Origin of the sequence: uncultured Spongiibacter sp. (assembly GCF_964011655.1) — a bacterium.
GTDB classification, from domain to species: Bacteria; Pseudomonadota; Gammaproteobacteria; order Pseudomonadales; family Spongiibacteraceae; genus Spongiibacter; species Spongiibacter marinus.
Genome location: NZ_CAXGPO010000012.1, coordinates 73441 through 91737, shown reverse-complemented (window position 1 = coordinate 91737; position 18297 = coordinate 73441). Strand labels below are relative to the sequence as shown.

Below are 18297 nucleotides of genomic sequence, written 5' to 3'. Positions count from 1 at the left end.
GTATGGCTCTGGACCTTCAAGAGTTACGTCGCTTTGTGGATGTGGTACTGCAGTCGAACCCCGGCGATCATTTCACGACCTTGGGTATCGCTGTCGAGGCCGTAGAGCACCACCACGTGCAAATGAGTATGCCCTATCGAGAATCGCTAATTGGAGACCCCGATACAGGAGTGCTTCACGGCGGCGCTATTACCGCGCTGTTAGACACCTGCTGCGGGTTTGCCGCGGCCACCGCCCTTGATGACCTGGGCATGACACCCACGATCGACCTGCGCATCGATTACATGCGTGCGGCGACGCCGGGCAAAAGCGTGATTGCCGATGCCGAGGTGTACCGCGTTAGTGAGAGCGTGATATTTACCCGCGCTCTTGCCCATCACGGTGATGTTCAACATCCGATTGCCTCTGCGGTAGGTAATTTCTTCCGAATGGAGTCAGCGCTGTTTGAGGAGATGCGCCGAGAGTTTCGACGTGCCGAAGCGACAGAGGGAGGGGCGTAAATGACAGACGATTTTCAAGCGCGTATCGACCGCGTGCCCTATGCGCGAACGTTGGGCATCCAAATGATCAACGAAGACGGCTGTTTTTTACTGCCGGCGCGGAAAAGCAATATTGGTAACCCGACTCTGCCTGCCTTGCACGGCGGTGCCATCGCCGGGTTTATGGAACTGTCGGCGATGATTCATGTGTTGAGTCAGGGAGGTAGCGACAGTACGCCTAAGATCGTCGATTTTGCGGTGGACTTCGTGCGTGCCGGAAAATTTGAAGAAACCTTCTGTCGGTGCGAGTTGGTATTTTTGGGGCGCAAAATGATCAACGTGAGTATCACAGCCTGGCAGGATGACCCAGGTCGTCCCATTGCCAAGGCGCGGGCGCAGTTCTTAGTAAAAGACTAGCGCGGGTGAGTTTGAGACGGACCGGGCAAAAGCCAGGCCGCCGTTACCCGTGCAGCGTGCTATCGGCGATGCTAGGCAACCTCGTTCAGCTCCCGGCTGACGTTGGCAATATCCCGGTGTAAGCTTTCCAGTGCGGCGCGGTCGGTGGTGCTAAAAGACAGGGTATTGTGGAAATTAACGGTAACCGATGCGCGACGGTTTTCCAGGGTAATGGTGTAGCCATCGATCCCTGAACTTACCTTGATGGGGCCGTATTCCCGCCCCCAGCTATCACTGCTCGCCACGCCGTATTGCTGAACCAGTTCAAAGCTGCGTAACAGCTCGGCTGGCCTGAACTTGCGTTTTTCCATGGGAGATCACCCTTTCGTCGTTCAGTATTAATACGTCGCGAAGCGAAGGGCCGGATGTTACCGGCTTTGCTGTCCATCAGGCCGTGCCGCATCGCGTTGCTGGCGAGCAAACGCGGCGCCTGGCGTAGCACTACTGGACGGCACTGCTGCGTCGCTGGCGCTGGCTTTGCCACCAGAGGCGGATATCGCTGTCGATGGCCAGCATCAGCGGCACGGTATACAGGGTGGTGATCGCGCCGACAATCCCGCCCCAGAACATCACCATGATCATCGGCGTCTGGGTGGGGTGCGCACCGGCAATACCGTAGGCTGCAGGGCCGAGCCCGGCACTGGTGGTAAGGGCGGTAATTAAGATGGGGCGTAGCCGTACGGCGGCGGCTTCGGCAATGGCGCTGCGCTGAACAATCGCACCTGGCTGCCCACTTTGGTGGTGGAGCTTATTCACTTTATCCACCAGAACCAGTGAGCTGTTCACCAGCACGCCGGCCAGGCCAAGGAAGCCGACAATGGCCGAAACGCCCAGCACGAAACCGTGCAGGGTTAGCACGATCAGCACGGCGACAAAGGCCAGCGGGATGACCGCCATAATAATCAAAGGCTGACTGAGGGAGTTGAACAGCAACACCATCAGGAAAAAGATGCTGACAAGTACAATCATCAGACCGGTGCCCATCGACTCAGCGGTTTCGGCCTGTGCGACCAGTTCGCCGCCCAACTCAACCCGGACTCCCGGGTATTTCGCTGCAAATTGTTTTTCATCTAACCAGGCTTGTAGGCGGTGATTAATGTCCACCACCGACAGTTGGTCGCGGTTCACCTCCGCGCGGATGGTTTCAGCGCGGCGACCGCCATAGTGGGCGATAACCGCTTGGCCCTGGCGCACCTGGAATTGGGCAATATTGCGCAGTGGCACTTGCTCGCCATTTGGGCTCAATACAGTGAGTGAACGCAGCGCATTGATGTCGTTGCGGTACTTGTCCTGTAGCTCCAGGCGATAGCGAATGCGCTCCTCGACGGTTTGCAACTCTTCGACCAGCAGACCGTCGTAGGCAATGCGCAGTGCGCGGGTTACATCCGCGACTGCGATGCCGGCATTGGCGGTTGCGGCATAATCCAGTTTGAGTTCGATCAGGTTTTTGCCGGGGGTGTAGCTGGTCCATACCTCGGTAACACCGCGCTGTTCGCTCAGCCAGGCCATCAGCGCGTCGGCAATCTCACCGCGCACTTCATCGGAGTGGGCAATCACCCGCGCTTCAACCGGCGTACCCACCGGCGGCTGCTCATTATCAATCTCCACAACGAAACGAATCGCCTGTGTAAATTCCGGTCGTAGTTGCTTGAGGCGGTCGCGAATTTCGGCGGCGCTCAGCTCCCGGTGTCGTCCGGACACCAGGGTGAGTTGCACTTTACCCAGCGACGGAGATTTAACTTGAATCATATCGTTGCTGTTTGGGTCGCTCCATTCGCCAACAACAGAGAAGTGGCCGGTGATAATGCCATCGGGGATGGTCTCCAGCGCGCGTTGCTCAATGCGGTTGATCACGGCGGCCGTGGTATCGATAGTCGTGCCCGCGGGCATTTCAATGCCTATGACGATGTCGGTGGCATCGGTGTCGGGGTAGCTTTCAAACTGCAGGTAGTGTGAGAGCATGACGATGGACAGGAAAAAGAGTGTCAGCCCACCCGACATGGCGATCATGGGTCGCCTCAGCATGGGCGTCAGGGTGGCGGCATAGAAGTGTTGCACATGGCGAAACCAGCTTGCCTTGTCGCGCCCGGCCTCGGCGCGTTTCAGCGATTCGGCGATGTGGGAGGGCAGTAAAATCAAACACTCGAAAAGCGAGGCGAGAATAATCAGCACGACGGTTGCCGGGATCACCCACATAAACTTGGCGTCTTCCCCGCCGATCAGGAGCAGGGGCATCATGGCAAACACGGTGGTTAAGGCACCGGTAATAACCGGGCTGGAAACACTGTTTACCCCGTTCACGGCAGCGTCTCGAATCGACATGCCTGATTCAAAGTGGCTGTAGATGCTCTCGCTGGTGACAATGGCGTCATCCACGAGCAGGCCGAGCATCAGAATGATGGCGACGAAGGCGACGGTATTGTAGGTCACGCCAAAGATCGGCATCAGCGCGATGCCGAGCAGCACGGCGACGGGTATGCCGACGACAACCCAGAAGGTCGAGCGCCAGGGGAAGAAGAATAACAGCACCAGGGTGATCAGGATCGCGCCCAGCATGGCGTTGTCCAGCAGAGTCGAGATCACCACCTTGGTAATATCGGCGCCGTCGTCGACGACCGATAACTGCACGGTGCTGGGCAGGGTTTTCCTAAATGTATTGAGCAGGCTTTCAATATCTTCCGACAGCGTCAGGTCGTTGCTGTCTGCCTGCGCGCGAACGGTGAGCACAATGCCCTGCAAGCCGCCCTTGTAATACGAGACGGTGGCTTCGGAGAAGCCCTCGGTCACCTTTGCCAGGTCTTTTATTCGCAAGTGGTTGCCGTAGCCGTCGCTGCGGACGATCACCGAGGCGACTTCTTTGGGTTCGCTAAACTCGCCCACTGCAACGATGTCTTGTTCCCCGACAAAGGAGGCCAGCGAGCCGCCCGTTTCAGTGACATTGCGGCTTTTGATGGCGCGTTCTATTTCTGCGTAGGACACGCCGAGGCGGTCCAGTTTCAGCGGGTCGAGTTGAATATGGATTTCGCGGTCGCGATAGCCCAGGCGGTCGACACCGCGCACACCGCGAAGCGAGCGCAATTGATCTTGCAGCGAGCGCGCCAGTTTGCGCAGCGTGGCTTCCGGCGCTTGGCCGTACAGCATCACTATGGCCACAGGGAAGTCTGCTGACTTGGCTTCCACTAGCAAGGGTTTTTCCAGCAGGTCTGTCGGCAGTCGGGATTGGGCGCGGTCTATGGCGCGCTGCAGGTCTCTGGCCATTTCGGCCAGCTGCGCCTTATCCGCCTCGGGGTCGGCGTTGACCTGAATCAGCGACATGCCTTCGGCGCTATTCGAGCGCAGTTCGCGAATACCGTCGACAGACTCCAGCTCTTCCTCCAGCGGCACAGTAACGCTGAGCTCCATTTTCTCGGCGCTGGCGCCGGGCCGCAGCGTGGTGATGGAAAAGCGGCCGTTGGACAGGTCGGGGGCGCTTTTAATGGCGCCAGTTTGCAGGCTGTAAAAACCCAGCAAAATGCCCATGATCATCACCAGATTGACGATCAGGGGGCGGTCGATAAACCAAGCGTAAAAGGACTTCATGGCTGAGTCTCGACAGTAACGGCTAGCCCGTCGGTAATCAGTTCCAGGGGAGAAAGAATCAGCATTTCATCGGACTCGAGGCCAGACAGCACCGGAATCTCGTCGCCACTGGGTAGGCCAAAGCGGGGCTCGCGGCGCTCGGCGATTCCTTGGTTGACCACAAAAACTACCGCCTTACGCTGTCTGTCGACCACGGCTGTGCGAGGAATAAAGAGCACTTTACGGTTGCTTTCAACGTCTATGCGCACACTGGCTGACATGCCCTCTCTAAGCAGCACATCGGCGCCGGACAGGCGGCACTTTACTTCAAAGTTTCCCGTGCGGGGGTGGGCTGACTGGGCAATCGCCTCTACTCTGGCGCGGTACACCTTATTGCTGGCATCGCTGCGCACCTCCACGGGGGTGCCCAACTTTAGCTGATTCACTTCGGCCTGGTTGACCCATGTGATGACTTGCAGGGCTTCCTGGGCCTGAATCTCGATCAGTGCCTGCCCCGGTTGTACGCGCTCGCCTTGCTCGATGGGCTCGCCGTCAACCACACCCGCTATCGGGCTGCGTATATCTCGGTCGGCGAGTTCTCGCTGTGCCAGCTCTAACTCCGCTTGCGCAGACTGAAACCGTGCTTTCAGCGCGTCGTAGTGGGAGCGCGCATTGTCCAACTGGTCATCAGAGACCGCGCCGGCTTCTCGCAATTGGCTGAATTTTTGCCATTGCCGCTGCGCCTGATCCATGTCGGCCTCACTGCTGGCACGAATGGCGCGGGCGCGCTCGACACGCAAATTTTGCTTCTCGTTATCCAGGCGCATGAGCAGCTGGCCTTGCTGAACCGCTTGGCCTTCTTTGACGAGAACCTTAGTAACCACGCCGGCAGCCTCTGCGGCAATATCGACGGTTTCCGCTGACTGCAGCACACCGGAGGTTTCCAGTGGGTAAGACCAGGGGACGGCGGGGAAGCGTTTTACGTTGACGGATAGCTGCTCAACGGCAGCCTCGGGCACGGGCGGTGGCGGCTCGGAACAGGCGGATAGAAAATTGACGATTGCCAGCAGCAGCCACGGTTTTATATTCATTGTTCGTCCTCTTCCTCAAGGGGGAGAGGATACCTGTTTACTTCACAATATAAATTACCAGTGAATTAATTATCCGTTTGCAAACGGGGGGCTATAAGGCCAGAAGGGGTGAGCGGAAGCCGGAGAGCGGTTTCCGGCTATAGGGAATCGCTGTGCTTGAGCTGCCGCCAATGAGCGGGCATTGGCGGCAGCGGCGTTATTGTGGGTTGGCGAGCAGTAGCTGGCCGGTGCGAATGCGCTGGGGATGGTTGCCGACGGGCACACTGGCGACCTGTTCGGCGGTTTCGAAGTCGATGACGACCACGCGGTCCTGCTCGCTACTGGATACATAGCAGTGTCTGCCGTCTTCACTTTCTGTTGACCAATACGGCTTGGAGCCCAGTGGCTGCTCTGACAGGGTAACGGTCTTGTATTCGAAGGTTTCCCGGTCAACGATCGCGGCATAGCCGGACATGGTGGCCGCGACGCAGAGCTTGGTGCCAGCGTGATTCAGCGCCAGCCCGTGGTGGGCGGAATTAAGCTGGTATTTGCGCAGTGGCAGGGCGGCAATTTGGGGCGGCACTGGCAGGTCGATGTGACGGGTGATGCGGTGCGCCTTCAGGTCGTACTCGAAGAAGCCATGAAAGAAAGAGATTTGCAGGTAGGCGAAGCTCTCATCGGGCATTACCGCCATTGGCCGCACTGCTGAGTCCACCCAGTCCATGCCGTACTCTTCGAGCTTTTCGCGCATATCAATGGTGTTGAGCACCTCGTAGCTGTTGGCGTCGGCTATCACAAAGCGCCGCTCGCCCTTCAGCCAATCCAGCCAGTCAGACGTGGTGGGGACGAACACGCGGCCAATCGAAGCGTGATAAATGCGCTGGCCGTCTTTGGAGTAATTGCTTTCATGGGGCTGATCGCCGGGATAGAAATTGTCGACGATCTCGCCGGTGGCGGTATCAATGGCGTGTACAACGCCCCCCGTTGAGGCGGAAATCAGGAAAATACTGCCATCCGGCGACAGCGCTGCGTGATCGGAGCGCACACCTTTCACTTTGGTGCGCCAGGCAATTTTCCCGGTCAGTACATCCAGGGCGATGGCATCGGCAAGGCTGGGGCGCGACACATAGAGGTAGCGGCCATCTTTAGATGGAAACAAGTCGTCGACCAACTGGTCGTTGCCTTCACCAATTACGTGGCGAATAAAACGCGCGGCAATGCGGCGGTACAGGCTGTCATTAATTTCGGCGAAGCGCTCGTCGATATCCGGCACTAGATTAAAACGCGCCAGCACGTCAAAGGTCTCCGGGTCGAAAACTTCGGCCGTTCCATCCCAGTTGCTGCCGACAACAACGGCGTTGCGCAGCGTGGTGGTGTCGGGGTCGATCGGCGTGTTTGCCGCCAGCTGCGGGCCTACGGGGCTCAACGGCCGGGAGAGAAGAAACAGTGCGATGGCAACCACCACCAGCAATGACAGCAGCAAAGTCTTAAACAGTCGCATGATGAAACCCTTTAGTTATTAGTCAGGCGCAGCAATCGCGCTTTCGGGCTGAATCATATCAAAAGGGGAGGTGTGTAATTGTCGCCTTGGTGACAGTTCGCCGAGTGTCGCTAGGGCATTGGGGCCTGTTAACTGGCCCTAGGTTGCTCCCGCTTGCTTCATGGCCTCAGGGTCGAGGCCCAGGCTGGATAGGATGTCGTGATTATCCGCCCCCAGTACATGGGCCTGGTGGGGCACGTCCGGTTGGGTGCGGCTAAAGCGGGGGGCGGGGGCAGGCTGCTGTACGCCGTCGATATCAAGCAACACCCCGCGCTCGCGAACATGCTGATGCTCCGCCACTTCAGACATTTTCAGCACTGGGGTTACGCAGGCTTCCTTACCGCTGAATTGCTCGGCCCATTCGTCGCGGCTGCGGGTTGCCACCGCGGCAGCTATTTTGGCTTTCATCTCTGGCCAGTATTTTTGGTCCATCTGGTGGGGGAGCGCTTCTTCACTAAGGCCGAGCCCGCTCAGCATCGCCGAATAAAATTGGGGCTCTATCGCGCCGATGGCAATGTACTCGCCGTCTGCACATTCATAGGTGTCATAGAAAGGCGCCCCGCCATCGAGGATGTTGCTGCCGCGCTGCTCCTGCCAGAAGCCGGTTTGCAGCGTCGAGAAGAAGGTGGCCATCAGCGTGGTGCTACCATCTAAGATCGAGGCGTCGACGACTTGCCCTTTCCCGGAGGTTTTGGCCTCCAGCAGCGCGCAAACCATGCCGTAGGCAAGCAGCATACCGCCGCCACCGAAGTCGCCGACTAGGGTGAGAGGCAATATTGGCTTACCTCCCTTTTCGCCTATTGAATACAGCGCACCCGAAATGGCGATGTAATTGATGTCGTGACCGGCCTCGCGCGCCCAGGGCCCCTGTTGTCCCCAGCCGGTCATCCGGCCGTAGACCAATCGCTCATTGATTGCGGTTGCGTCTTCTGGGCCGATGCCCAGTTTTTCAGTAACGCCCGGGCGAAAGCCCTCAATCAGGCCGTCTGCCGACTCACACAGCTTTAGCGCCGCATCGATCCCCTGGGGGTGTTTTAAGTTAAGGCTGATGCAGCGTTTGCCGCGATTCATAAAGTCCAGTTTGGCGTCGAGCGGGAAGGTCGGCCCTGTTGGCCGTTCAATGCGTATGACCTCCGCACCCATATCGGCCAGCAACATACCGGCAAAGGGCCCGGGGCCAATGCCGGCAATCTCTATTATTCGCAAGCCTTTGAGTGGCCCCATGAAATGGCTGACCTCGAGTAATCGTTATTATTTGTCGCGTCTAAAATGCGCTATACGAAGCACGCAGCCTGTACCCTCATCGCTGGCTTAGCAAGTTACGAGGCATTAAAAATTCATAATAATATTGGTCAGTTTCCAGCCCAAGTTGCGTCGGCTTAACACGAAAACGCCTTGCTCTGAAGTGCCTTCATGCAGCGTGATATGAAAGGTGTCCCAGGCGGCGTATGCCAATTTGGTGTCTTTAAACGTTTCTCTGAATTCTGCTTTTTGCGCCTCTTGTTGCTCGCGGCTTTTGGCTTGCTGGCCCTCGTTGGTGTCGAGCATGCGGCCAATGGCTTCAGGGGTGATGAACGCATCCACCATAGAATTGACGACCACCGAGCCAAATGCGGCGCCCATGGCGGCAAAGGGGTTGTCATTGCCCGCGCTGGCGAGCTGCTGCGAAAGGGAGGCGTTTAACTGGCTTTTTACGTTTTCCCGCAGGATCGGGAATTCGATGTTTTCGGCCAGCGCCTCGGCATCCTTGTTTTCTGCAGACGTGAACAGTTGGTATGCGGTGAGGTAGGGCGATGCGGCGACATACGCAGCGAATACTATCGCGATGACGACAACTTTCTTCATGGGGGCTCCATTAAAACACTCGGCGCTCGCATCAGTGCCTGGCCACTTCCTGCCTGGCTGATTTGCGCACGGGGCGCGCATTGTAAACAAAGATACGTTTCGGCACGACTTTGGCCAGTTCCTGGCAGTGCCGTGAGAGTCGCGAAGATGACGATGGCTGAACAGCCGTTGGGGAGGCGCCCTAGTCGTTTACCGGGCTGAGCAAGCGATAGCCCACGCCGCGCCGGGTCTCAATGATGGACGTCGCGCCCGCTGCGCTGAGCTTTCGGCGCAGTCGGCTGATATACACATCAACAACATTGGTTTCGGGCTCCGCCGTGCTGGGCCACACGCGGCTCATGATTCGTTCACGGGACCAAAAACGGTTGGGGTGGCGGGCTAACAATTTAAGAAGGTCGAATTCCAGGGCAGTGAGGGGCACGTCCACCCCGCGCAGCTGCGCAGTATGTTCCTCGGTGTTAATGGACAGGTCTCCGCATTGCAGCTTGGGGCTTTCAACCTGGGGGGCGGCTCGTCGCACCAGTGCTTCCACGCGCGCAAGCAGCTCCTCAAAGTCGAAGGGTTTTCCCAGGTAGTCATCGGCGCCGGCGCGCAGGCCGTCGATGCGCTCATCCACGTCGGCCAGCGCGGTGAGCATAATAATCGGCACGCGGTTGCCTTTGGCGCGCAGCTGACGGCAAAGTTCTACGCCATCACCACCGGGCAGCATTCGGTCGAGGATAATAAGGTCCACGTCTGTTGCGGCGGCGAGCCCACTTGCCACATTTTCCGCAATCGAGCAGGAATAGCCCTCCGAGGACATGCCTCGCGAGATCATTGCCGCCAGTCGTTTGTCGTCTTCAACAATTAACAGCTTCATGGTCGTATTGGTAAGGTGATGGTCATCGTCGTGCCGCTATCGGGGTGACTGTCTGCGCGGATATCGCCGCCGTGGGCCAGTGCGATCGCTTTGGCAACTGCCAGGCCCAAACCGAGCCCTGCACTTTCACTGTTGTCGCGACTATTGGCTGAGGTGCCGCGGAAAAACCGGTCGAAGATATAGGGCAATTCCTGAGGGTCGATGCCCGGCCCCTGATCTTCAACGGTGATTACAACGCCTTGATCTTCGCGTTTTGTTTGCAGGTGAATGCATCCCTGGGAGGGGCTAAAGCGTCGGGCATTGTCGATGAGAATTACCAACAGCTGACGAATTCTCGCCGGGTCGAGCAGTAAATCGGGAATGGCAGGGTCAAGGTTTGTGTGTATCGCGACGTGATTATCGGCCGTTAGCACACTCGACTCTTTGACCACGCTTTCCAGTAGCGTATTCAGCGCCACGTTTTCGCGCATTAAGCGAATTCGCTCGGCGTCTGTTCGGGCGATAAATAACATGTCGTCAACCAGTCGGCTGAGGCCGATAGACTGCTCGAGCACAATGGCCAGGGCATCCTGATAGTCTGCTTTGGTTCGGGAGTCGCCACGCAGTGCAACCTGTGCCTCACCGCGAATGACGGTGAGTGGGGTTCGCAACTCATGACTAACGTCGGCGAAAAATTGCCGCCGCACATTGTCCGAGCGCTCCAGCGCTTGGTTGGCCTCCATCAATTCTCGCGTTCTGGAATCCACGGCCTCCTGCAATTCGCGCTCGGTGCGTGCCTGCTGGGCGGTAAATCGGGCGAGGCGCTCCGCCATCGTATTGAAATTGGTGCTGATCTGGTTGAACTCCGCATCGGGGGTGGATGGAATGCGGTAGTCAAATTTGCCGTCAATCCAAAGGTTGGCAGCGTGGTTCAGGGTATCCAGCGGCCGCGCAATCCCTCGCACCAATACCCATGCCATTGCCAGGCCCAGCACGGTAGTAATCAGTACCAGCCCAACGGCAACGCCCAGGGCTTGAGAATGAACGCTTTGAATCCGGTTGTTCATCAGCGCAACGACCGAGCGCTGACGTGCCAGGGCTGCATTCACTTGTTCGCGAAATCCAACGTCAATGCGCTCCTCCAGGATCGCGTCAACGCGCTGCGAGCGCTCGGAGCTGGGCGGTAACTGCAGTGCCGACGTAAAGTCTCGAATGATCAGGTCGATAAGCTGTTCCAGTTCTACGGTGTCCTCCACCGCGCCGGGTGCAAATTCCTCGCCTATTGCGTCGCGCTGTTCTATCTCCAGTGCTTTAATTTTGCCCAGCGATTCCGCGATCGCTTGACGCTTGTTGCGCACCACACTCTGGTTGGCCGTGCTGCCCAGTAGCACTTCGTCGGTAAGTTGTTTGAAAAGCCGATACGTATGAACAGAAAGCTGCAAGTGTTCGTTCAGTAAGTCTTGTGCGAGGTTGGCTTGATGGATGTGGCGGTCGGTGGCTTTAACCGACCAAATAGACAAGACCGCGGCCAGTAAAACCGCAAGCGTTGAAAACGCGACGACGACGCCAATTTTTGATCGATAAGTCATGAACACAACGATAGCACGTTCCCGGTGGCTTGGTGTTTTCATACGCGGCGCTGTTCATGTTCGGTTCATCTTCTGAACAGGCGCAGTTCATCGAACTCTCCTTAATATTCATCTCGAGGCGCGGCAATGACCGCCGAGCGTGTTACTAAACCATCTGGAGATGAACGATGAAAACCATGAAATCTAACAAACTGGGCAAAGGGCGCTTTACTGCCAAAGCGGCTACTGCGGTGATCGTTGGATCAGTCGCGCTGGGATTAACTGCCTGTAGCCAGACAGAGGCCGGTTATAAAAATTCGGCGGCAATTTCTAAAGCGGATGTTCTGGCCGCGCAAAAGGCCTGGGGTGACGGGATCGTAGCGATTGGCGATGTTTATGAAGAAGGTGGTGATTACGCTGCCCGCGCCAGTGAGCACATCAGCAGCCTGTACTCGTACGGCAAATCTGAAGTGCTGTTCAAGCCGACGCTCGCCAGCGATCAGCAGTTCCGCGACAGCTTCGGTGGTGCACTGTCTTACTTTGTAGGCGGTGAGATAGAAGAAGACAAAGGCTTCGCTATCAAGCCGTGGTCGAAGGTGCGCTTTGGCGAGCAGCAAATCATTACCGACTCCGACTCGGCGGTAGCGATGGGGAACTACTTCTTCACGCCCGAGGGCGCGAGCGACGAAGTGAAGGTGGAATTTACCTTTGGCTATGTTCGCGATGAAGACGGCAACCTGCGCATCAATGTGCATCACTCCTCGCTGCCTCACAGTGGCTAATGAGAGGCTCGCAACCCAGGCCACCCCGCATACTTGCTATGCGGGGTGTTTCAAGTAGCGAAACCGGTGACGTGATGAAGAGTAAACTCCCCCAACTTAGTTTTTTGCTCGTCAGTGCACTCGCGAGTACGTCGATATATGCCAACACCTCGTCGGTGTTTAGTCCCGATATAAAGCGCGGTGACACCAGCGCCGAATACCGCGCCAGTCATGTACCCGCTGACGGTTCGCGTGGCGTTGAATTCAGCCAGCGCGTACACCTACAGCATGCTTTTAACGACACTTGGCGGCTGCGCTTTATCAACGCTCAAAGTAAAGATGCCGGTGAAGATTTCGCCTTCGACTACAGCAGGCTGGAGCTACAGCAGCAGTTGCTGGAAAGCGAGAATGCCGGTTGGGATACCGCGCTGCGTTATGAGCTGCAATTGGGTGCCAATGGCAATGCGCCGGATCGCTTCCGCATTGCAGCGACGGGAAAATGGGACTTTACCAATGGCTGGCAGTTCAGAGCGAACCTGCTGGTGGGTAAGGAGTTTGGCGGCAATGCCGACGATGAAACGTTGCTGGAAGCGCGCAGCCAGATTACCGCGCCTTGGCAGGGCATGCGCGTGGGCGTAGAAGCCTTTAACGATTTTAACTACGACAGCGGCGTGATTGCCTACAACGAGCAAGACCATCAAATAGGCCCCATTCTTAAAGTCAAAGCGGCAGGCTTCTCCATTACCGCCAGCTATCTGATGGGCGCTTCAGACGCCGCGGATCAGCACAATTTTCGCCTGCATGTGTCCAGATCAATTCACTAGCGTATTTGGGTGAGTCGCAAGCTTTAACAGGGCGCTCGACTAAAGAGATTGGGTGTGGATGGTGGGCCCGGACAGACTTGAACTGTCGACCTGCCGATTATGAGTCGGATGCTCTAACCAACTGAGCTACGGGCCCTGGGAAGGTGGTTGCCAAGCCGCCACTGATGCCGGCTTTTGACCAAGCGCGCATTATAAAGAGGCCTTGTCTGCAATGCCAGCGACAGTCGTGCGCTGGCGTTATTCTCTGTGTAATTTTACAGCGGTGCTGCCATAATTGGCCTAACCACGCTGGCGCGGAGTCTATTTTGAAAGATCAACAACGCATAGAGAAGGCGTACCTGGACGATGTTCGCCAAAGCTTGTATGCCTCTTTGGCGGCGATGCGCAGCCGCTTGTCCTCGGTGGTTGCTGAGTTGCAGGGCCAGCCCGATGTGCTGGCAGATCTGGAGCGAGTGGCCGGTGCTCTGCAAGCGCTGGAGGCTTCCCTAAGCGCTGCTGGCGAACACGATGACGACACGGCATTGGCGAGGCTTCGCCACGACCAGCGCAATCATATTGGCGTGGTCGAAGGCTACCTTGAAATTGTATTGGATGACTTGGCCGACGATGCACCGCAGGCAGTGGCATTGCGAGAAATTGCTGACTTATCCCGACAATTCCATGTAGCGCTGGAAAAATTTCGCCGCCCCAACCAGCAAAGCGATGATACGGATCCGGTCTCGGCAATATTTAAGAGTTTTCGCCGAGGTTTATCGTCAGGGCCGCGCAGCGCCGAGCCGGCGACGATTTTGGTGGTCGATGATAACGACAGTGGGCGAGAGCTTATCGCGCAGCAATTGCAGCGCCAGGATTATCTGGTGGTGGAGGCGGCGAGTGGCGAGCGCTGCCTGGAGGTTATGCGCAGCGCCAGGCCCGACCTCGTGTTACTGGACCTGGTGATGCCGGGCTTGAATGGCTACGAGGTACTGCAGGCAATTCGCGATGATGAGGAGCTGCGACGCATTCCGGTGGTGGTGATCAGTGGTGTGCAGGATGAAGTTGGCGCGATTCATTGCATCGATGCTGGCGCCAGTGACTACCTGATCAAGCCCGTTAACGCCACGCTGCTGAACGCCAGGGTGTCGGCGCTGCTGGAGCGCAAGGCCTGGCAGGATCGCGAACGGGAGTATCTTGCCGAGCTGGAGAAGAGCCAGCGGTTTATTCGCAAAGTCTTTGGCCGCTATTTATCTGATGAGATTGTTCAGCGCCTGCTGGATGACAACGATGGGCTGACACTGGGTGGCGAGCGTCGCCGCGTGACGGTGTTGATGGCTGACATTCGCGATTTTTCCACCATTAGTTTGCAGTTGGAGCCGGAGCGCTGTGTAAGCCTGCTGAACAACTATCTGGCGGTGATGACTGAGGTGATCCAAGCCTATCGCGGCACGGTGGATGAGTTTGTTGGCGATGGCATTTTGGCCGTTTTCGGCGCGCCGCTGCGGGAAGATGATGACGCCGACCGAGCGCTGGCCTGCGCAGTGGCCATGCAGCAGGGAATGGCTAAGGTGAATGCGCGCAATGTGGCCGAGGGCCTGCCCGCGATTGAAATTGGCATCGGCTTGAATACCGGCGATGTTATTGCGGGCAATATCGGTTCCGAGTTGCGCAGTAAGTACGGTGTGGTGGGGCACAATGTGAACCTGACCTCGCGTATTGAGTCGTGCACGGCTGCTGGCCAGATCCTCGCATCGCCCAGCACCCTGGCATTTAGCCGTGTTGAAGTACTGTGCGGCAAGCGCATTAGCGTTTCGGTGAAGGGGCTCGATGAGCCGTTGGAGCTCAGCGAAGTGCTGGGTGTTGGCCTGCCTTATGACCTGTTGCTGGAGGGCCGAGACGAGCCCTGGCACCGGTATGCGCAACCGATAGCAATGCATATGAGCGTGCTGGTGGATAAGCGTTTGGGGGCTGAGCGCCTCCCTGTAAGCTTGCACGCTTGTCGCGATAATGCGCTGTTAGTGGCCTGCGACACAGCGCTGCAATTGCCGGTCGATGTCTGCTTGTTTGGTCCCGACGATACGCTCTCTCTGTACGGCAAAATTGTCGGTCAAGAGGCGGGAAACTACGAATTAAGAATGACCGTTAACCCCAGTTTGCACGCACAGTTGTTGGCGCTGGACAGCCGCGACGCAAAGTAAGCCGATTAAAGAGATGTGATATGGCCACCCTGTTGTTGGTAGAAGACAATGAAATGAACCGGGATATGCTGAGCCGGCGTTTGCAGCGTCGCGGTTACGACGTATTGCTTGCGGTAGATGGCCAGCAAGGCATTGATATGAGCCGGGAGCATGGGCCGGACCTGTTGCTGTTGGATATGAGTTTGCCGGTTAAGGATGGCTGGCAGGTGGCCAGAGAAATGAAGGCCGATCCGGCGCTGCAGGACATTCCATTAATAGCGCTCACAGCTCATGCCATGGCCGACGACCGGATGCGGGCAATGGAGGCGGGTTGTGACGACTACGATACTAAACCGGTTGATCTGCCGCGTTTACTCTCGAAGATCGATGCCTTACTCGGGTCCGGCGAATGAGCTTTACACGCCGCCTGACCTTTTCATTCGTCGCAATTTTGCTGCTGTCTCTTGGCAGCGTACTCGTGCAGGTGTGGGGCAACGATAGCCGCCGCCGCAATGTCTGGCTGCTGCAAAGCGTGATCAATACCCAGGCAGAAATGAATGCCTTCAGTCAGCAGCTCTACGGCCTGCAGCGAAAAATGCGCGTGGTCGAAGCGCTTAATCAGTCTGCAGCCAACCAGCAATTGAGCGAAGATGAGCGCAACGAGATTTTGCAGGCCCTCGAGCAATTACGCGCTTTGCAGCGCCAGCTTAGTCGCGACCTGAAGGAATTTATGCGGCCCGAGGATTTTGCGCCGCTGCGCGTGGATACGCTGTTGGATGGGTGGCAGCGCTATGTGATGGCGACAGAGCGCGGTGACGGCGATGCCGAGGCCCTGCAGGCCCCCAGTGAGTTGGCGGAGTATTACCTGCGCATCAGCCGTCAGCTGAGCGAAAACGAACTCCTGCTCCTTATTCGCTCTGATGAGATCAATGCCAAATTGAAGGACATTGTTAGCCTCACTAACAAAGTGGCGCTGGCGGTGTTTTTACTGGCACTGATCGTGACCTTCGTACTCGGGTACTACATGACGCGCTATACCCGTCGCTCTATCCGCCAATTGCAGAAAGGCACCGCTGAATGGGGTAGCGGCAACTTTAACTACCGCATTGCGGATATGGGGCATGACGAATTCGGCCAGTTGGCAACCTCCTTTAACGAGATGGCGTCCAATCTGCGCAATGCCATGGCGCGGGTGCGCGAGGCCAGCCGCCGCGCCGATGCCGCAAACCAGGCGAAAAGTGGTTTTCTGGCGAATATGAGTCACGAGCTTCGCACGCCGATGAACGCGATTATTGGCTATTCGGAGATGTTGCTTGAGGAGATCGAGGACGACCCCCAGCTCCCGGCCGAGCAACTTCAAGCGGATTTAGAGAAGGTGCAGCTCGCCGGTAAGCACTTACTTACGTTGATCAACGATGTACTGGATATATCCAAGATCGAGTCCGGCCGCATGGCGGTGTTTTGGGAGACGGTGGAACTCACCTCGGTGCTGCGCGATGTTGAGGTAACCGCTCAGCCATTGGTCGCAAAAAATAATAACCGCCTTCACTGCAGTTATCACGTCGAGGAAACGCCGCTGCGCACTGACGTTACGCGCCTGCGCCAAGTGTTGCTGAATTTGCTGAGTAACGCTGCCAAGTTCACCCGCGGTGGCGATATTCGCTTGAAAGTCTGGGCGGAGCAAGAGGCACCCGACGAGCTGTGCTTTGAAGTGTCTGACAGCGGCATAGGTATGAGCCAGGAGCAGTTGGAAAAAGTCTTCGACGCGTTTGTACAGGCTGACTTGTCGACAACGAAACAATATGGCGGCTCGGGCCTGGGCTTAACCATTTCGCGCAAATTTGCCGAGCTGTTGGGCGGCAGCCTGAGTGCGGAGAGTCGCGAGGGGGAGGGCAGTCGCTTTTTGCTTAAACTGCCTGTTAACGGTGAGCAAAGCAGCGCGATGCAGGCGGCAGTGGTCGGTGAGGAATTGGCCGATGTGCTGGTTATTGATGACGACAGTAATACTCAGGAGATTGTTCGCCGCCACCTGCAGCGAGAGGGCTACGGTGTGCGCCTCGCTAGCTCCGGTGCAGATGGCTTGGCGCAGGCTCGCCAGCAGCGCCCGGACCTGATTGTACTCGATGTGATGATGCCGGTTATGGATGGCTGGCAAGTGCTGCATGCGCTGCGCAGCGACGCAGAGCTGAGCTCGGTGCCGGTGCTCATGCAGTCGATGTTGAACGAGCGCGACCTCGGCCTGCTGCTGGGGGCCAATGAGTATCTGGTGAAGCCTGTGGAGCGCGACGAACTGACGGCGGCGGTGCGCGAGCTGATTCCTGCGGGCGCGGCCGGGAACCTTATGCTGTTGGAGCAGGGCGGAGTGTTGGCGAAGGTGATCGCCAAGTCGCCGGGTGCGCAATATTGGCGAGTGTATCAAGCGGAGTCGGTTGAACAGGCGCGCAGTATGCTGGCGGAGCGGCCGTGGCAGTTATTTGTGGTGGGGCCACATGCCGACGAGCAAGGCGTTGGTGAGTTTTTGTCAGAGCTGCGAGGCGGTCAGTGGCGGTCCGTGCCGATTATGCTTGCGCGAACCGAAGAAGACACCAGTGTACTTGAGCAGCAGTTGGCGCTTTATTTACGACGCGCGGGGCAGTAGGGCGTTATTGCAGCGACAGCTGGCGGAGCTTGTCCAAGGCCAATTGCAGGGCTTGAATTTCTTGTTCAAGCTGTTGCTGGCGCTGCTGAGAAATGTCTGCCTGCCGCTGGGCCTGCTCCAGCAAAATGCGAGCTTCGAGGGCATAGCCAAGTGCTTCAAACAATACGGTCTGTTCGTTCTGACGGCCGTTATGCAACACATTGAGCTGATCGAGGCTACGGGTGGCGCGCGAGGTGCTGGCGCGTGGGTTGTCTTTGTTCAGGTAAAGCAGGGTTAGATAACTCAGCGCTTGCTGGCGGATGCGGGTGGCGTTACGCGGCTCGTGTGCGAGGGTGCTGAGTTGGTCTTCGGCCACGTAAAAGTGACCTTTATTGACGAAGTTGATCGCGGTTTGCAGGGCCTCTTCCAGCTGCTTTGCTTGCACTGCATGCTCATCCATAACTGGCGGAGCGGGTGCTTCTTCCGGCGTTGATCCGCAAGCGGTAATAGCGAGCGTCAGGCAAACGGTAACATGGCGTAATGTGCGAGCTAACAAGGTCGTTCTTCCGCTGTTTTCGGGGCTGACAA

At 57.3% G+C, this 18297-nt stretch carries 16 protein-coding genes and 1 tRNA gene; 7 read left to right on the top strand and 10 right to left on the bottom strand.

Annotated features, from left to right (window positions below; genetic code table 11):
• Positions 1-2 precede the first annotated feature (2 nt).
• Both ABNS66_RS08160 and ABNS66_RS08155 read left to right on the top strand, forming a co-directional pair.
• Complete coding sequence (locus ABNS66_RS08160; protein WP_051171204.1) at positions 3-500, top strand: PaaI family thioesterase; 498 nt, start codon at positions 3-5, stop codon at positions 498-500.
• Complete coding sequence (locus tag ABNS66_RS08155) at positions 501-896, top strand: PaaI family thioesterase (RefSeq protein ID WP_286839693.1); 396 nt, start codon at positions 501-503, stop codon at positions 894-896.
• A gap of 71 nt (positions 897-967) precedes the next feature.
• Here the strand turns inward: ABNS66_RS08155 and ABNS66_RS08150 are convergent, their stop codons facing one another.
• From ABNS66_RS08150 to ABNS66_RS08115, 8 genes are all read right to left on the bottom strand, one after another.
• The gene (locus ABNS66_RS08150) at positions 968-1246 is read right to left on the bottom strand and encodes a DUF3081 family protein (RefSeq protein WP_286839695.1); all 279 of its coding nucleotides are present in this window, start codon (positions 1244-1246) and stop codon (positions 968-970) included.
• 130 nt (positions 1247-1376) lie between these two features.
• The gene (locus tag ABNS66_RS08145; protein ID WP_286839697.1) at positions 1377-4514 is read right to left on the bottom strand and encodes an efflux RND transporter permease subunit; all 3138 of its coding nucleotides are present in this window, start codon (positions 4512-4514) and stop codon (positions 1377-1379) included.
• Complete coding sequence (locus ABNS66_RS08140; RefSeq protein ID WP_286839698.1) at positions 4511-5584, bottom strand: efflux RND transporter periplasmic adaptor subunit; 1074 nt, start codon at positions 5582-5584, stop codon at positions 4511-4513. Before ABNS66_RS08140 ends, ABNS66_RS08145 begins: the two co-directional genes overlap by 4 nt.
• Before the next feature lie 196 nt (positions 5585-5780).
• The gene (locus ABNS66_RS08135) at positions 5781-7064 is read right to left on the bottom strand and encodes a hypothetical protein (protein ID WP_286839699.1); all 1284 of its coding nucleotides are present in this window, start codon (positions 7062-7064) and stop codon (positions 5781-5783) included.
• Positions 7065-7202: 138 nt separating this feature from the next.
• Positions 7203-8327 carry a CaiB/BaiF CoA-transferase family protein gene (locus tag ABNS66_RS08130; protein WP_286839701.1) on the bottom strand — a complete coding sequence of 375 codons (1125 nt, stop codon included), beginning with the start codon at positions 8325-8327 and terminating at the stop codon, positions 7203-7205.
• A 105-nt stretch (positions 8328-8432) separates the two neighbouring features.
• Positions 8433-8948, bottom strand: coding sequence for a DUF2939 domain-containing protein (locus tag ABNS66_RS08125; RefSeq protein WP_286839702.1), 516 nt, complete (start codon positions 8946-8948; stop codon positions 8433-8435).
• Between the two features lie 181 nt (positions 8949-9129).
• A complete protein-coding gene (locus ABNS66_RS08120; protein ID WP_286696145.1) occupies positions 9130-9807 on the bottom strand; it encodes a response regulator transcription factor in 678 nt (225 codons plus the stop codon).
• Positions 9804-11375: a HAMP domain-containing sensor histidine kinase gene (locus tag ABNS66_RS08115; protein WP_286839705.1), complete on the bottom strand. Its 1572-nt coding sequence runs from the start codon at positions 11373-11375 to the stop codon at positions 9804-9806. The genes ABNS66_RS08120 and ABNS66_RS08115 overlap by 4 nt, the downstream gene beginning before the upstream one ends.
• 167 nt (positions 11376-11542) lie before the next feature.
• Here ABNS66_RS08115 and ABNS66_RS08110 point away from each other — a divergent pair, with 167 nt between their 5' ends.
• Together ABNS66_RS08110 and ABNS66_RS08105 are read left to right on the top strand one after the other, a co-directional pair.
• A complete protein-coding gene (locus tag ABNS66_RS08110; RefSeq protein WP_204996649.1) occupies positions 11543-12136 on the top strand; it encodes a hypothetical protein in 594 nt (197 codons plus the stop codon).
• 74 nt (positions 12137-12210) lie between these two features.
• Positions 12211-12939, top strand: coding sequence for a hypothetical protein (locus ABNS66_RS08105; protein ID WP_286839707.1), 729 nt, complete (start codon positions 12211-12213; stop codon positions 12937-12939).
• Between the two features lie 59 nt (positions 12940-12998).
• Here the strand turns inward: ABNS66_RS08105 and ABNS66_RS08100 are convergent.
• Positions 12999-13075: transfer RNA gene (locus ABNS66_RS08100), tRNA-Ile, on the bottom strand.
• A gap of 169 nt (positions 13076-13244) precedes the next feature.
• Between ABNS66_RS08100 and ABNS66_RS08095 the strand changes: the two genes are divergently transcribed.
• From ABNS66_RS08095 to ABNS66_RS08085, 3 genes are read left to right on the top strand one after another with little or no spacing between them, the layout of a single operon-like run.
• The gene (locus ABNS66_RS08095) at positions 13245-15113 is read left to right on the top strand and encodes an adenylate/guanylate cyclase domain-containing protein (protein ID WP_286839709.1); all 1869 of its coding nucleotides are present in this window, start codon (positions 13245-13247) and stop codon (positions 15111-15113) included.
• A gap of 20 nt (positions 15114-15133) precedes the next feature.
• Positions 15134-15505, top strand: a complete 372-nt coding sequence (locus ABNS66_RS08090; protein WP_286839711.1) for a response regulator — start codon at positions 15134-15136, stop codon at positions 15503-15505.
• Positions 15502-17730, top strand: a complete 2229-nt coding sequence (locus ABNS66_RS08085; protein ID WP_348655299.1) for an ATP-binding protein — start codon at positions 15502-15504, stop codon at positions 17728-17730. The genes ABNS66_RS08090 and ABNS66_RS08085 overlap by 4 nt, the downstream gene beginning before the upstream one ends.
• Positions 17731-17734: 4 nt before the next feature.
• On the opposite strand, the gene ABNS66_RS08080 is transcribed toward ABNS66_RS08085, so the two are convergent.
• Positions 17735-18154 (bottom strand): hypothetical protein, encoded by a 420-nt coding sequence (locus ABNS66_RS08080; RefSeq protein WP_286837937.1) that lies wholly within the window; start codon positions 18152-18154, stop codon positions 17735-17737.
• Positions 18155-18297: the final 143 nt, after the last annotated feature.

What these genes read in the sequence shown, in the direction of transcription:
- ABNS66_RS08160 (WP_051171204.1), top strand. Translation starts at nt 3, where the DNA reads ATGGCTCTGGACCTTCAAGAGTTACGTCGCTTTGTGGATGTGGTACTG.
- ABNS66_RS08155 (WP_286839693.1), top strand. Translation starts at nt 501, where the DNA reads ATGACAGACGATTTTCAAGCGCGTATCGACCGCGTGCCCTATGCGCGA.
- ABNS66_RS08150 (WP_286839695.1), bottom strand. Translation starts at nt 1,246, where the DNA reads ATGGAAAAACGCAAGTTCAGGCCAGCCGAGCTGTTACGCAGCTTTGAA.
- ABNS66_RS08145 (WP_286839697.1), bottom strand. Translation starts at nt 4,514, where the DNA reads ATGAAGTCCTTTTACGCTTGGTTTATCGACCGCCCCCTGATCGTCAAT.
- ABNS66_RS08140 (WP_286839698.1), bottom strand. Translation starts at nt 5,584, where the DNA reads ATGAATATAAAACCGTGGCTGCTGCTGGCAATCGTCAATTTTCTATCC.
- ABNS66_RS08135 (WP_286839699.1), bottom strand. Translation starts at nt 7,064, where the DNA reads ATGCGACTGTTTAAGACTTTGCTGCTGTCATTGCTGGTGGTGGTTGCC.
- ABNS66_RS08130 (WP_286839701.1), bottom strand. Translation starts at nt 8,327, where the DNA reads ATGGGGCCACTCAAAGGCTTGCGAATAATAGAGATTGCCGGCATTGGC.
- ABNS66_RS08125 (WP_286839702.1), bottom strand. Translation starts at nt 8,948, where the DNA reads ATGAAGAAAGTTGTCGTCATCGCGATAGTATTCGCTGCGTATGTCGCC.
- ABNS66_RS08120 (WP_286696145.1), bottom strand. Translation starts at nt 9,807, where the DNA reads ATGAAGCTGTTAATTGTTGAAGACGACAAACGACTGGCGGCAATGATC.
- ABNS66_RS08115 (WP_286839705.1), bottom strand. Translation starts at nt 11,375, where the DNA reads ATGACTTATCGATCAAAAATTGGCGTCGTCGTCGCGTTTTCAACGCTT.
- ABNS66_RS08110 (WP_204996649.1), top strand. Translation starts at nt 11,543, where the DNA reads ATGAAAACCATGAAATCTAACAAACTGGGCAAAGGGCGCTTTACTGCC.
- ABNS66_RS08105 (WP_286839707.1), top strand. Translation starts at nt 12,211, where the DNA reads ATGAAGAGTAAACTCCCCCAACTTAGTTTTTTGCTCGTCAGTGCACTC.
- ABNS66_RS08090 (WP_286839711.1), top strand. Translation starts at nt 15,134, where the DNA reads ATGGCCACCCTGTTGTTGGTAGAAGACAATGAAATGAACCGGGATATG.
- ABNS66_RS08085 (WP_348655299.1), top strand. Translation starts at nt 15,502, where the DNA reads ATGAGCTTTACACGCCGCCTGACCTTTTCATTCGTCGCAATTTTGCTG.